General features: G+C 58.8%; 13 protein-coding genes and 1 pseudogene. 3 read left to right on the top strand and 11 right to left on the bottom strand.

The annotated features are described in order from the left end of the window. Positions 1-52 precede the first annotated feature (52 nt). Both QF043_RS30845 and QF043_RS30850 read right to left on the bottom strand, forming a co-directional pair. Positions 53-916, bottom strand: a complete 864-nt coding sequence (locus QF043_RS30845) for a methyl-accepting chemotaxis protein (RefSeq protein WP_371919102.1) — start codon at positions 914-916, stop codon at positions 53-55. Beyond that, a pseudogene (locus QF043_RS30850) lies at positions 908-1,678 on the bottom strand (MCP four helix bundle domain-containing protein); the annotation flags it as partial. The gene QF043_RS30845 and the pseudogene QF043_RS30850, both read right to left, overlap by 9 nt. A gap of 205 nt (positions 1,679-1,883) precedes the next feature. Here QF043_RS30850 and QF043_RS19515 point away from each other — a divergent pair. Continuing rightward, positions 1,884-2,300 (top strand): OsmC family protein, encoded by a 417-nt coding sequence (locus QF043_RS19515; RefSeq protein ID WP_307419853.1) that lies wholly within the window; start codon positions 1,884-1,886, stop codon positions 2,298-2,300. 64 nt (positions 2,301-2,364) lie between these two features. Then, entirely contained in the window at positions 2,365-3,231 is an 867-nt protein-coding gene (locus tag QF043_RS19520) for a pirin family protein (RefSeq protein WP_307419854.1), read from the top strand. A gap of 99 nt (positions 3,232-3,330) precedes the next feature. On the opposite strand, the gene QF043_RS19525 is transcribed toward QF043_RS19520, so the two are convergent. From QF043_RS19525 to QF043_RS19540, 4 genes are all read right to left on the bottom strand, one after another. After that, positions 3,331-4,059 (bottom strand): dienelactone hydrolase family protein, encoded by a 729-nt coding sequence (locus QF043_RS19525; protein WP_305458732.1) that lies wholly within the window; start codon positions 4,057-4,059, stop codon positions 3,331-3,333. Positions 4,060-4,125: 66 nt separating this feature from the next. Beyond that, positions 4,126-6,030: a molecular chaperone HtpG gene (htpG, locus tag QF043_RS19530; RefSeq protein WP_065929522.1), complete on the bottom strand. Its 1,905-nt coding sequence runs from the start codon at positions 6,028-6,030 to the stop codon at positions 4,126-4,128. A gap of 89 nt (positions 6,031-6,119) precedes the next feature. Continuing rightward, on the bottom strand, positions 6,120-6,572 hold the full coding sequence (locus QF043_RS19535; protein WP_307419855.1) for a PaaI family thioesterase: 453 nt from the start codon (positions 6,570-6,572) through the stop codon (positions 6,120-6,122). Continuing rightward, positions 6,569-7,045 (bottom strand): PaaI family thioesterase, encoded by a 477-nt coding sequence (locus QF043_RS19540; protein ID WP_307419856.1) that lies wholly within the window; start codon positions 7,043-7,045, stop codon positions 6,569-6,571. Before QF043_RS19540 ends, QF043_RS19535 begins: the two co-directional genes overlap by 4 nt. Positions 7,046-7,202: 157 nt before the next feature. Between QF043_RS19540 and QF043_RS19545 the strand changes: the two genes are divergently transcribed. Beyond that, entirely contained in the window at positions 7,203-7,460 is a 258-nt protein-coding gene (locus QF043_RS19545; protein ID WP_056859728.1) for a hypothetical protein, read from the top strand. A 96-nt stretch (positions 7,461-7,556) separates the two neighbouring features. Here QF043_RS19545 and QF043_RS19550 read toward each other — a convergent pair whose 3' ends face one another. The 5 genes from QF043_RS19550 to lpdA all read right to left on the bottom strand — a co-directional run bounded on the left by QF043_RS19550 (position 7,557) and on the right by lpdA (position 13,959). Next, entirely contained in the window at positions 7,557-8,297 is a 741-nt protein-coding gene (locus QF043_RS19550; RefSeq protein WP_305458729.1) for a DUF599 domain-containing protein, read from the bottom strand. A 232-nt stretch (positions 8,298-8,529) separates the two neighbouring features. After that, positions 8,530-9,843, bottom strand: a complete 1,314-nt coding sequence (gene brnQ / locus QF043_RS19555; RefSeq protein ID WP_305458728.1) for a branched-chain amino acid transport system II carrier protein — start codon at positions 9,841-9,843, stop codon at positions 8,530-8,532. A 427-nt stretch (positions 9,844-10,270) separates the two neighbouring features. Next, positions 10,271-11,152, bottom strand: a complete 882-nt coding sequence (gene sucD / locus QF043_RS19560) for a succinate--CoA ligase subunit alpha (RefSeq protein WP_307419857.1) — start codon at positions 11,150-11,152, stop codon at positions 10,271-10,273. Continuing rightward, entirely contained in the window at positions 11,152-12,318 is a 1,167-nt protein-coding gene (gene sucC / locus QF043_RS19565; RefSeq protein ID WP_307421451.1) for an ADP-forming succinate--CoA ligase subunit beta, read from the bottom strand. Before sucC ends, sucD begins: the two co-directional genes overlap by 1 nt. A 204-nt stretch (positions 12,319-12,522) precedes the next feature. Further along, positions 12,523-13,959, bottom strand: a complete 1,437-nt coding sequence (lpdA, locus tag QF043_RS19570; protein ID WP_307419858.1) for a dihydrolipoyl dehydrogenase — start codon at positions 13,957-13,959, stop codon at positions 12,523-12,525. Between the last annotated feature and the right edge of the window lie 39 nt (positions 13,960-13,998).

Raw genomic sequence — 13,998 nt, forward strand, 5'->3', positions numbered from 1 at the left:
TTCAACATGTGGGAGCTGGCTTGCCTGCGATAGCATCACCCCGGTCTCAGCCCTATACCGAAAACCGCGCCACCATGGTATTGAGGTCAACCGCCAACCGCGACAACTCCTGGCTCGCCGCGCTGGTCTGGTTAGCCCCCGTCGACGTCTGATGCGCCAGATCGCGAATATTCATCAAATTGCGATCCACCTCCCGCGCCACCGCCGCCTGCTGCTCCGACGCGCTGGCAATCACCAGGTTGCGCTCGTTGATCAAGGTAAAGGCCGACGCAATCTCCTCCAACGCCGTGCCCGCCGACTTGGCAATATCCAGCGTAGAGCGCGCCCGGGTGTTGCTCTGCTGCATTGAACTGACAGCCTGATCGGTGCCTTGCTGGATCCCGCTGATCATCAACTCGATTTCCTGGGTCGACTGCTGCGTGCGATGGGCCAAGGCCCGCACCTCATCGGCCACCACCGCAAAGCCACGCCCGGCGTCGCCTGCGCGCGCCGCCTCAATCGCGGCATTCAGCGCGAGCAAATTGGTCTGCTCGGCAATCGAGCGAATCACATCCAGCACCTTGCTGATGCCATAGACCTTCTGCGCCAGGTCCTCTACCTGAGTGGCGTTGGAGGTGACGTCATCGGCCAGCGCTTCAATCGACACCACGGTCTGATGCACCTGCTCGCGCCCACGCTGGGCAATGCGGTCAGACTCGCGGGACGCCTGGGAGGTGGCGACCGCATTGCTCGCCACCTCCTCCACCGCTGCGGTCATCTGGTTGACCGCCGTGGCCGCCTGTTCGATTTCCTGGTTCTGCTGGTGCAAGCCACGGGTCGCATCCTCAGTCACACAGCTGAGCTCTTCAGAAGCCGAAGCCAATTGGTTCGAAGACTCGGCAATCCGTCGGATGGTGTCGCGCAGGTTCGCCTGCATACCCTTGAGCGCCTGCTGCAAGCGCGCGGGCTCATCGTTGCCGGTTACGTTGATGTCACCGGTGAGGTCGCCGCCCGCCACGCCCTGGGCGACCTTCAGCGACTGCGCCAACGGCAGCACGATGCTGCGGGTCAGCCAGACCGCCAGGCCGATGGTGATCAATGCGGTAAGCACTATCATGGTGACCACCCACGTACGCGATTGCGTGAATACGCTTTGCGCCAGGTTCGCGGCCTGGTTGGCACTGGCCTTGTTCAAGGTCACCAGGTCGTGCAAGGTCGCGGCCAACTCATCGGCCAGTTGATTCATCTCACCGTTGACGATCCTGATCGCGTCTTCCAGCTGATTGGCCTTGGAAAATTCCATCACCTGCTCCTGGCGTTGCAGGTATTGCTGCTCCTGGGCCTTGAAGCGATCAAACAGCACACGCTCTTCGGGCACTACCATCAGCCCTTCGTAGAGCGTCTGCGCCCGGTGCAGGCCGTTTTTCAGGTCAGTGAGTTTCTGCTCGTTCTGCGCCAGCGCCTGCGGGTCACGGTTGACCAGCAAACGCAGGGTGAGCGCACGCACCCGCAGCAGGTCCTGGGCCATCTCCCCCACCGCCATCACGCTGGGCAACCAATTGTTCTCTACCTGATCGGACTGTTGGCGCATATTGGCCATTTGCAGCAGGGCGAAACCGCCCAGGGCAAACACCATCAATGCCAGCACGCCAAAGCCCAGACCGGCGCGCGGGGCGATATTCAAACTACGGATACTCATGCCTGGATTCCTTCCGAATGCGCTGCATCCACCTGCAGCAGGTCTCCTGAAAGGTATCGGCCCGTCGTCCCATTTGCGTAAGACGAAAACGCGATATCAACGCCCATTGCAATCGCGCGAGCTGCCAGTGCAAAAAACGCGGAACACTGAAGTGCCAGCATGCTCTATAACTGCATGACCTTTTCCTGCCCTCGTGAGGTTTGCCATGCCTGTTACCGTCAATACCCTGAACTCCGATAACTTTCGCCACAGCGTGAACATCAACAACCACGAGCTGTTCACCGACCTGCCCAAAAGCCTGGGCGGTGACGATTCGGCGCCCTCGCCCCACGACTATTTCGACGCTGCCCTGGCCTCGTGCAAGGCGCTGACCGTGAAGCTCTACGCCCAGAAAAAAGACATCCCGCTCACCGGCGTCACCGTGGAAGTCACCCACGACAGCGCCGAGGAGCAAAAAGGCAAGTACAAGCTCAACGTCAAGCTGACGCTCAAGGGCGTACTCACCGACGCACAGCGCGATGAGCTGCATCACGTCGCCGATAAGTGCCCGGTACACAAGCTGATGACCACCGCCGAAGTCACCATCGAGACCAAACTGTCCGAAGGCGCCTTCAGCCAGTAGCGCCAACCTCCCGTCGAGCGGGTTATGCTCAGTAGCACCTAACCCGCTCAGACAGGGACGCCCCATGACCACCCTCACCGTGATCCGCCCACGCGCCGAAGACGTCGAAGGCCAGCCGATCCTGCGACCGCTGCCGTCACGCGAATGCCGCAGCGTCGGGCCTTTTGTGTTTTTCGACCACATGTTGCCGACCCGTTATGCGCCCGGCACTGGCATGAATATTCGCCAGCACCCGCATATCGGGCTGTCCACCCTCACCTATCTGTTCGAAGGCGCTTTGCAGCACAAGGACAGCCTGGGCTCGGACCAGGTAGTGCAAGCCGGTGACGTCAGTTGGATGACCGCCGGCAGCGCAATTGCCCACGTCGAACGCACGCCCGATGCCATCACGGCCAGCGGCTTCAGCCTGCATGGCCTGCAAGTGTGGCTGGCCTCGCCCAAGGACCACGAAACCGGTCCGGGCCACTACAGCCATCATCCGGCGGCGAGCCTGCCGGTGAGCGACAACCTGGGCGTGCAGATTCGCCTGATCGCAGGCTCGGGCTTCTGCCTTAAATCGCCGGTGCCGGTGCTGTCACCCACGCTGTATGCCGAAGTGCAGATGCAGACGGCCACCACCTTGCTGATCCCGGATGAGCATGAAGAACGGGCGGTGTATGTGCTGGACGGCGATGCGCAGTTGGACGGTGAGGCAGTCCAGGCGCATAGCCTGGTGGTGTTGCCGAGCGGGCAGGCAATGACCTTGTTTGCTCAAAGCGATTGCCACGTGGTGGTGTTCGGCGGCGCGCCGCTGGATGGGCCACGGCGGATCAACTGGAATTTTGTCGCAAGCGATCCGGCAGTGATTGAACAAGCCAGGCAGCGTTGGGCAGCCGGGGACTGGCCGACGGTGCCGGGTGAGTCTGAAAGGATTGAGTTGCCGGTCAGATAGCTATCGCAGGCAAGCCAGCGCCCACATGTCGACTGTTTTCACAGTTCAAAGTGTGGGGGCTGGCTTGCCTGCGATGAGGCCGGAACAGGCGCTAAAGCGTTAGCCCTTGAACACTTCGTCCAGCAAGTTATGCATCGACTGGAACGCCCGTTTGGCCGTCTTTGCGTCGTACATCATCTTGCCCGGCACATTGGCGTGCGGGTCAGTAAAGGAATGCACCGCGCCGCCGTAGCTCAGCAACTGCCAGTCCACACCGGCGGCGTTCATTTCTTGCTCGAACGCCGGCAGTTGCTCTTTTGGCACCAATGGATCGGATGCGCCGTGCAGCACCAGCACCGAACCCTTGACGTGCTTCGCACCGGCCGGGTTTTGTGTGTCGATGGTGCCGTGGAACGACACGGCCGCCTTCAACGGCGCACCGGTACGTGCCAGTTCCAGGGAGCAGAAACCGCCAAAGCAGAAACCGAAGGTGGCCAGCTTCGAGGTATCAACGGCCGCTTCGGTCTGGCTTTGCAGCTGCTCAAAGGCCGCCTGCATGCGCTTGAGCAGCGCCGGGTTATCGTTCTTCAATGGCATCATCGCAGCGCCGGCTTCATCGCCATTCGTCGGGCGCACGGTTTGCCCGTACAGGTCGGCGATCAGCACCACGTAGCCTTGGCTGGCCACGCTTTTGGCGATTTCCTCGGCACCCGCACTCACACCCATCCAGTTCGGCGCCATCAGCAGGCCCGGCAACGGGCCGTTGTGGCTGGCGTCGAACGCCAGGCGGCTTTCATAGGACTGGCCATCAATCTGATAGACCACGGAACGTACAGTGACTTGGCTCATCATTTACTCCAGTTGAGGTGCGTTAGAACGAAAAAACCCGCCGAAGCGGGTTTTTCTACAACGGTGTTAAACCGACAGTTCAACCAACAGCTTGTTCAGGCGGCGCACATACGCGGCCGGATCTTTAAGGCTGTCACCGGCGGCCAGGGCTGCCTGGTCGAAGAGAATGTGCGACAGGTCGCCAAAACGCTCTTCACTCTGCTCGCCATCGAGTTTCTCGATCAGCGGGTGAGCCGGGTTGAATTCGAAGATCGGCTTGGAATCCGGCACCTTCTGACCGCTGGCTTCAAGGATCTGGCGCATCTGCATGCCCAGGTCCTGCTCGCCGATGGCCAGAATCGCCGGGGAATCGGTCAGACGGTGGGAAACCCGCACTTCGCTGACGGCATCGCCCAAGGCAGTCTTGATCCGCTCAACCAGGCCTTCTTTAGCCTTGGCGACCTCTTCGGCTTCCTTCTTCTCTTCTTCGGAGTCCAGGTTACCCAGGTCCAGGTCACCACGGGCCACGTCGACGAAGGTCTTGCCGTCGAACTCGCTGAGGTAGCTCATCAGCCACTCGTCGATACGGTCGGTCAACAGCAGCACTTCGATGCCTTTCTTGCGGAAGACTTCCAGGTGCGGGCTGTTCTTGACCTGCGCGTAGGTTTCGCCGGTCAGGTAGTAGATCTTGTCCTGACCTTCCTTGGCGCGTGCCAGGTACTCGGCCAGCGACACAACCTGCTCGCCGTCGTCACCCTGAGTCGAGGCAAAACGCAGCAGGCCGGCAATTTTTTCCTTGTTGGCGAAATCTTCCGCCGGGCCTTCTTTCATGACCTGGCCGAAGTTTTTCCAGAAGCCCTTGTATTGCTCAGGCTCGTTCTTCGCCAGTTTTTCCAGCATGTCGAGCACGCGCTTGGTCAGCGCCGACTTCATGGAGTCGATGATCGGGTCTTTCTGCAGGATTTCCCGCGACACGTTCAGCGACAGGTCGTTGGAGTCGACCACACCCTTGATGAAGCGCAGGTACAGCGGCAGGAAGGACTCTGCCTGGTCCATCACGAACACGCGCTGCACGTACAGCTTCAGGCCTTTCGGCGCTTCACGCTGGTACAGGTCGAACGGAGCGCGGGCCGGCACGTAGAGCAGCGAGCTGTATTCCAGCTTGCCTTCGACCTTGTTGTGGCTCCAGCTCAGCGGGTTTTCGTAGTCGTGAGCGATGTGCTTGTAGAACTCCTGGTATTCCTCGTCTTTGACTTCGGTACGAGGGCGGGTCCACAAGGCGCTGGCACGGTTGACCACTTCCCATTCCTGGGCAGGTTTTTCTTCGCCCTCGACAGCCGCTTGTTCTTTCGGCAGTTCGATGGGCAAAGCGATGTGGTCGGAGTATTTCTTGATGATATTGCGCAGGCGGTAGCCGTCGGCGAACTCATCTTCAGCCGCTTTGAGGTGCAGCACGATACGCGTACCGCGGTCAGCCTTGTCGACAGTGGCGATTTCGAACTCGCCCTCACCTTTGGAGGCCCAGTGCACGCCTTCGCTGGCGTCAAGGCCGGCGCGGCGGCTGAATACTTCAACCTTGTCGGCGACGATGAAGGCCGAATAGAAGCCCACGCCGAACTGGCCGATCAGGTGCGAATCTTTCTTCTGGTCGCCCGACAGGTTCTTCATGAAGTCTGCGGTGCCGGATTTGGCGATGGTACCCAGATGAGTAATCGCGTCTTCGCGGCTCATGCCGATGCCGTTGTCTTCGAGGGTGACGGTCTTGGCGTCCTTGTCGAAGCTCACACGGATTTTCAGTTCGGCGCCACCTTCCAGCAACTCTGGCTTGGAGAGGGCTTCGAAACGTAATTTGTCGACAGCGTCAGAGGCGTTCGAGATCAATTCGCGAAGGAAGATTTCCTTGTTGGAATACAGCGAATGGATCATGAGGTGCAGCAGTTGCTTCACCTCGGTCTGGAAGCCCAGGGTTTCCTTTTGAGTTTCCACACTCATGGTCATCAAACTCCAATTGGATGGCAGTGGCCGCGCCCGAAAGGGTTGGCGGCGGGTTGTCATCAAAGTTGGGGGCTAAGACCAGGATTTCAAGGGCGCACCCAATCCTCAAGTTTGAAATGTGCGCGGGCGGTGGCAATCGGCTCCGCTGCGGTACTTTGCCAGGCAGTGATCGCCACATTCGCCACCCGCCGGCCTTGGCGCCACACCTGGCATTTGGCGTAGGTGTCGCGAAACTGCCCGGCGCGCAGGTAATCCAGGGAAAAATCGATGATTTTCGGCAAGCCCGGCGCGCCGGTAAATACCAGCAAATGTAACGCCGCCGACAGCTCCATAAAACCTGCGATCACGCCACCGTGCAGCGCCGGTAATATCGGGTTACCAATATTGTCCTTGTTGGCCGGCAGGCGAAACAGCAGTTCATCCCCCAGCCTTGAGCATTCAATGCCGATCAGCTTGGCGTAGGGCACCAGATTGAGCAGCGCCTCATAGTCACCGCGCTCATGGGCCTGTTCGAGGCGGGTCTTGAATCGATGGGTCATGCCTGGTCTCCCTTGATCGAATTGCCGAATCCTTGCGTGCCCTTGAGGCGCTTGCCCATGCGCATGAACGTGCCCACCACGTGGGCGATGGGTTGTTGCGGGTCATCCTGGTAGGCGAACCCACGGGTGAAAATCACGTCGGTGGTCACCCGGTAGCATTGTGCGAAGCCATACACCGGCTTATGCGGTTCGGCGGGATGCATATAGTCGACGCGCAAATCCAGGGTCGGGCACACCTCGAACTCCGGCAGCACGCAGAGCGTGGCCATGCCGCAGGCAGTGTCCATCAAGGAGGTCAGCGCGCCGCCGTGAATCACGCCGGTCTGAGGGTCGCCGACGATATGCGGGCCGTAAGGCAGGGCCAGCGTCATGCCCTCCTGGCTGGCGGCATGGACGATGATGCCCAGCACCTGGCAATGGCGCAGGGCCGACACAAAGCGCGTGGCACGCTCTAACAGGGGGTTTTCGGTCATGTGTGCAGACTCTTATTAGTGTCGGTTTGCGCAGTTTGGGGATAGGGCTAAAAGTTCCTTGGTCACGGTGTTTTATATATCTTTGAAACAAAATGAACTAATGCTGGCCGTCTAAGCTCGAAAGGCCAGTAGATATATCCATAAGGAGAAACACCCCATGCGCAAGACTTTAGCTATTTCCATGATGTTGGCCGCTGCCCTCGGTCTCGCTGCCTGCGATAAGAAATCCGAAGACAAAGCCCAAGATGCTCAATCGCATGCTGAGCAAGCTCAGAAAGACATGGCCAAAGCACAGGATAAAGTGAACGACGCTGCAAAAGAAAACGCCGATGCTGCCAAAGCTCAGGCTGATGCGAACGCTGAAAAAGCGAAAGAAGACGGTACCGCTACTCCAACAGCACCTGCCAAGCCTTAATAGCCTGGTCTTTGCTGCAAAAAGAAAGCCCGCTTATAGAGCGGGCTTTTCTTTGTCTGCGGTTTAATAAAGCCGGACTAACACCGGTGCTTCTCGTTAAGACACAGCGTCTTTAGCCGGCTCCGCCACTGGCATATCGGTCGGCGTGTAGACCATCACCTGCAGTACGTCGGAATGAAACTCGCGGCGATACAGCACCAGCACCACCCCGCTGCTCATCAGCATGAACAACCAGGGGCTGACAAACCAGGCCAGCATGGTCATGCCGAAGTAATACGCACGCAGGCCAAAGTTGAATTGGTTGGCCGCCATCGATATCACTCGCGCCGCCCGCAGGGCAAACGCCTTGCGCTCCTGCTCCGACACATGCCGCTCACCGATCATAGGCGCCGACCCCACCAGCACGGCGGCAAAATTGTATTGGCGCATGCACCAACTGAACGTGAAGAACGCGTAGACGAACACCAGCGCCAGGCACAGCAGCTTGATTTCCGACATGCCCTGGGACACTTGCTGCACCATGGGAATGTCCGCCAGCAAGGATACCGCCCGCTCGGAAGCGCCCAGCACGGTAAGAATACCGGCGAGGATTATCAGTGTGCTGGAGGCGAAGAACGAGGCATTGCGCTCCAGGTTGCCGATCACGCTGGCGTCGGCAATACGGTTATCACGCAGCAGCATGCGGCGCATCCAGTCTTCGCGATACAGATGCAGCACGCTGGCCAGGCATGCGGTGTCACGGGCTTTCCAGCTGGCATAACGGGTGTAACCGCCCCAGCACAGGGCGAACCAGAAGGCGGCCAGCAGGTGGATTTGGTTGGTTTCGATGAACGACATGCAGGGCCTTATGCTCGGTATATGGATATTAATGCGATCTAAATGTGGGAGCGGGCTTGCTCGCGAATACGGTGTGTCAGTCGCCTGATGCATTACTGATCCACCGCATTGGCGAGCAAGCCCGCTCCCACATTGACCGAGGTCCAACTTTAGAAGGTTGTGGTCGTGCAGGCATAAAAAATGCCCCGTATCGATTGATACGGGGCATTTCAGTACAGCGTGAAACCGCGGGTCAGGCGATCGCTTCGCTGCGCTTGCCAAGCATACGGTCAACCACTACCGCCACCACCAGCGTCATCACCGACGGCACGAGCCAGGCCAAACCTTGCTCGCTCAGCGGCAGGTGCGCCAACTGTGCAGGCATCCAATCGGCCAAGCCAGCGCCTTTAAGCGCATCGATGCAACCAAAGATGAACGACACCAGCATCACCGGGCCAACAATACGGCCCTGCTCCTGCCAGAAGTCTTTACAGAAGCTCAGGGCCACCAGCACGATGCACGGCGGGTAGATCGCGGTGAGTACCGGGATCGAGAAGGCAATCAGCTTGGTCAGGCCCAGGTTGGACACGAACAGCGAGAACAGCGCCAGGATCACCACCAGCGTCTTGTAGGACAGTGGCAGGACCTTGCTGAAGTACTCGGCGCAGGCACAGGTCAGGCCCACGGCAGTGACCAGGCACGCCAGGGAGATCAGCACCGCGAGGAAGCCACTGCCCAGCGAGCCGAACGTGTGTTGCACGTAGGCGTGCAGCACTGCAGCGCCATTGCTGGCACCGGCCGCCACGGCATGGCTGCCCGAACCCAGGCGGAACAGGCTGATGTACACCAGCGCCAGGCCCACGCCGGCAATCAGCCCGGCGATGATCGCGTAACGGGTAATCAGCGTAGGCGACTCAACACCACGGGAACGAATGGCGTTGACGATAACGATGCCGAATACCAGCGCGCCGAGGGTGTCCATGGTCAGGTAACCATTGATAAACCCCTGTGAGAACGGTGCAGCAACGTATTCCGGGGTGGCGACACCGACATCACCGGCGGGCAAGGCAAACGCGGCGATGCCCAGCACGGCCAGGGCGATGATCTTCAACGGTGCAAGGAAGCGCCCTACGGTGTCCAGCAGACGCCCCGGGTACAGGGAAATGAAGAACACCAGCAGGAAGTACACCGAGCTGTAGAGGAACAGCGCCAGCGGGCTTTCGCCGGTCAGCGGCGCCAGGCCCACTTCAAACGAAACGGTCGCGGTACGCGGGGTGGCGAACAGCGGGCCTACCGCCAGGTACGCTGCCGCCGCCAGCAGGCCTCCGGCGATCTTGCCGATCGGGCTGCTCAACGCGTCCATGCCGCCGCCGACTTTGGCCAGGGCAATCACGGTAACCACCGGCAAACCGACCGCGGTGATCAGGAAGCCCAGCGCTGCCATCCAGACGTGCGGCCCGGACTGCAAACCAACGATAGGCGGGAAGATGATGTTGCCGGCGCCCACGAACAGGGCAAACGTCATAAAGCCTAACGCCAGGATGTCCTGGCTTTTCAACACTTTCATTTCAGGAAATACCACACTACTGAATCGGAATTTAGAGAGGGATTCCCTGTGGATGAGGGAACTGCTGCCGGCCCTGATGGGGACCGACCGGTCTAGCGCGCGGCTTCCTTTTGGGAGGCGGACGCATAAAGAGGCGGCTAGAGTACAGAATTAAGCCGACAAACGCACTGTTGCGGGGCGGACTGTCCGATAAGCGACATTCAAATGTCGCGTTTTCATACTTAATCCGGCAATGCCGGCCCTGTGGGAGCTGGCTTGCCTGCGATGCAGACACCTCGGTGCATCAGCCAAAATGAGTCGATGCCATCGCAGGCAAGCCAGGTCCCACATAGAACCGGGTACATTTGCCAAAATGGGGATACCCGGAATGCACAAAGGCCACCCGAAGGTGGCCTTTGTGTGGTGAAGCGTCAGCTAAGCGCGAGGCTTACTTGACAGCCCAGCCAGTCAGCTCAGCCAAGGCTTTGCCGATGTCTGCCAGCGAACGCACGGTTTTAACGCCTGCGTCTTGCAGGGCAGCAAACTTCTCGTCTGCAGTGCCCTTGCCGCCAGAGATGATTGCGCCAGCATGGCCCATGCGCTTGCCTGGAGGGGCAGTCACACCAGCGATGTAGGAAACAACCGGCTTGGTCACGTGGGCCTTGATGTAGGCAGCCGCTTCTTCTTCAGCCGAACCGCCGATCTCACCGATCATCACGATCGCTTCGGTCTTCGGGTCTTCCTGGAACAGCTTCAGGATGTCGATGAAGTTCGAACCCGGAATCGGGTCACCGCCGATGCCGACGCAAGTCGACTGACCGAAACCGGCGTCAGTGGTCTGCTTAACAGCTTCGTAAGTCAGGGTGCCGGAACGCGAAACGATACCGACTTTACCTGGCAAGTGAATGTGACCTGGCATGATGCCGATCTTGCATTCGCCTGGGGTGATCACGCCTGGGCAGTTAGGGCCGATCAGGACTACGCCCAGCTCGTCGCACTTAACTTTAGCGTCCAGCATGTCCAGGGTAGGAATGCCTTCGGTGATGCAAACGATCAGCTTGATGCCGCCGAATGCCGCTTCCAGGATGGAGTCTTTGCAGAAAGGAGCTGGAACGTAGATCACGCTGGCGGTGGCGCCAGTTTTTTCTACTGCATCTTTCACGGTGTTGAACACTGGCAGACCCAGGTGCTCGGTGCCGCCTTTGCCCGGAGTTACGCCGCCAACCATCTTGGTGCCGTATTCGATGGCTTGCTGGGTGTGGAAACTACCTTGCGAACCGGTAATACCCTGGCAGATAACTTTGGTGTCTTTATTGATCAGGACGCTCATTATTTGCCCTCCGCAGCTTTGACAACTTGTTGAGCAGCGTCGGTCAGGCTGGTAGCCGCGATGATGTTCAAACCGCTTTCTGCCAGTACTTTTCCACCCAGTTCAGCGTTGTTACCTTCAAGGCGAACAACGACTGGAACTTTAACGCCTACTTCTTTAACTGCACCGATGATGCCTTCGGCAATCATGTCGCAACGAACGATGCCGCCGAAGATGTTGACCAATACTGCAGCGACGTTGGAGTCGGACAGGATGATCTTGAAGGCTTCAGTCACGCGTTCTTTGGTAGCACCGCCGCCCACGTCGAGGAAGTTGGCTGGTTTGCCGCCATGCAGGTTGACGATGTCCATGGTACCCATGGCCAGGCCGGCACCGTTGACCATGCAACCGATGTTACCTTCCAGGGCTACGTAGTTCAGTTCGAACTTGGCAGCGTCGGCTTCACGCTTGTCGTCTTGCGACGGGTCGTGGAAAGTCTTCAGCTTAGGCTGACGGTACATGGCGTTAGCGTCGATGTTGATCTTGGCGTCGAGGCAGTGCAGATCGCCGTCAGCCTTGATCACCAGCGGGTTCACTTCCAGCAGGGCCAGATCGTGATCCTGGAACAGTTTGGCCAGACCAACGAAGATCTTGGCGAACTGAGCAACTTGCTTGCCTTCCAGGCCCAGCTGGAAAGCCAGCTCGCGACCCTGGAATGGCTGAGCGCCAACCAGTGGATCGATAGTGGCTTTCAGAATTTTTTCTGGAGTGTCGTGAGCGATTTTCTCGATGTCCACGCCACCTTCGGTGGAAGCCATGAACACGATGCGACGGCTCGAACGGTCAACGACAGCGCCCAGGTACAGCTCTTTAGCGATATCAGTGCACGATTCAACCAGGATCTTGGAGACTGGTTGGCCATTGGCATCAGTCTGGTAAGTCACCAGACGCTGATTCAGCCACTTCGCTGCGAAGGCCTTGGCTTCTTCGCGGCTCTTAACCAGCTTGACGCCACCCGCTTTACCGCGACCACCAGCGTGGACCTGGGCTTTGACAACCCACTCGGTACCACCGATTTTGTCGCAAGCTTCTGCTGCTGCTTCCGGGGTGTCTACTGCGTAACCCTTGGATACTGGCAGGCCGTATTCAGCGAACAGCTGCTTACCCTGATACTCGTGAAGATTCATGCTTTTTACCGTCTTCGTTAGGTACTGCGCATTCGGCGCTGCGCTCATTATGAGTGCCGCGCCACCTGTGACTGCTGCTTGCACAACTTGCTGGGCTTAATACCCGTAAAGCTGTGCAAGGCTGCGTCCAGCGGATATTCCGCGGTGAGTCTTGCGCGCAAGGCTCACGACGGGCAACTCCGCCGTGGTTTCTTATTATCTCGCTTAGCGCTTCTTGCGGTTGGCGATGTGGATGGCGCCGCCATTCACAGCCAACGCTGCTTCGTGCAACGCTTCGGACAGGGTCGGATGGGAGAAGACCATCATGCCCAGGTCTTCGGCACTGGTGCCGAATTCCATACCGATCGCGCCTTGCTGAACCAGTTCTGCAGCGCTCGGGCCAATCACGTGGACGCCCAATACGCGGTCAGTCTTGGCATCAGCGATGACTTTGACAAAACCACCGGTGTCGTTAGCTGCCATGGCACGGCCAGAAGCGGCAAACGGGAAGGTGCCGACGTTAACTTCAACGCCTTCAGCTTTCAACTGCTGTTCGTTTTTACCGACCCATGCAATTTCCGGGTGGGTGTAGATAACCGATGGGATCAGGTCGTAGTTCATCTGGGTTTTGTGACCCTTGATGCGCTCGACAACCATGATGCCTTCTTCGGAAGCCTTGTGCGCCAGCATCATGCCGCGCACCACGTCGCCGATGGCGTACACGCCTGGCACGGTGGTAGCGCAGTGATCGTCAACGTGGATGAAACCACGCTCGTCGATGTTCACGCCGCTGTCGGAAGCCAGCAGGTCGGTGGTCACTGGACGGCGACCCACGGCTACGATCAGCTTGTCGAAGGTGATGGTCTGCTCGCCTTCTTTATCGGTGTAGGTCACAACGACTTCTTCGCCGTTGACCTTGGAACCGGTAACACGGGCGCCCAGCTTGATATCCAGACCTTGTTTGGTCAAAGTTTTCAGCGCTTCTTTGGACACTGCGCTGTCGGCAGCCAGCAGGAACGTGTCCAGGGCTTCCAGCACAGTCACTTCAGAACCCAGGCGCGACCATACCGAACCCAGTTCCAGGCCGATTACGCCGGCGCCGATCACGCCCAGACGCTTGGGAACCGATTGGAATTCCAGGGCGCCGGTCGAATCAACGATCACGTTCTGGTCAACTGGAGCAGGCGGAATGTCGATTGGACGCGAACCTGGTGCCAGGATCACGTTTTCGGCTTCGATGACTTCAACCGAGCCGTCCGGCTTGGTGATTTCAACTTTCTTGCCGGCCAGCAGCTTGCCGTGGCCTTGCAGGGAAGTGACGCCGTTAGCCTTGAACAAGGTGGCAACGCCGGAAGTCAGGCCTTTAACGATGTTGGCTTTACGGCCGACCATTGCTGGCACGTCCATGGTCACGCCAGCATGGTTGATGCCGTGGATCGCGAAACCGTCCTGGGCTTCGTGGAATTTCCAGGAGCTGTCCAGCAGCGCCTTGGAAGGAATGCAACCGACGTTAAGGCAAGTACCGCCCAGTGCCAGTTTGCCTTCCTTGTCGGTGTATTTTTCGATGCAAGCAGTCGAGAGGCCCAGTTGTGCGGCCTTGATGGCGGCAACGTAGCCGCCAGGACCTGCACCAATCACTACAACGTCAAATTTCTGTGTCATGAAAATAGATCCTCTATTTGCGACAAGCTTTTAGCCCCA

Origin of the sequence: Pseudomonas sp. W3I7 (genome assembly GCF_030816095.1) — a bacterium.
Taxonomy (GTDB): Bacteria; Pseudomonadota; Gammaproteobacteria; order Pseudomonadales; family Pseudomonadaceae; genus Aquipseudomonas; species Aquipseudomonas salomonii.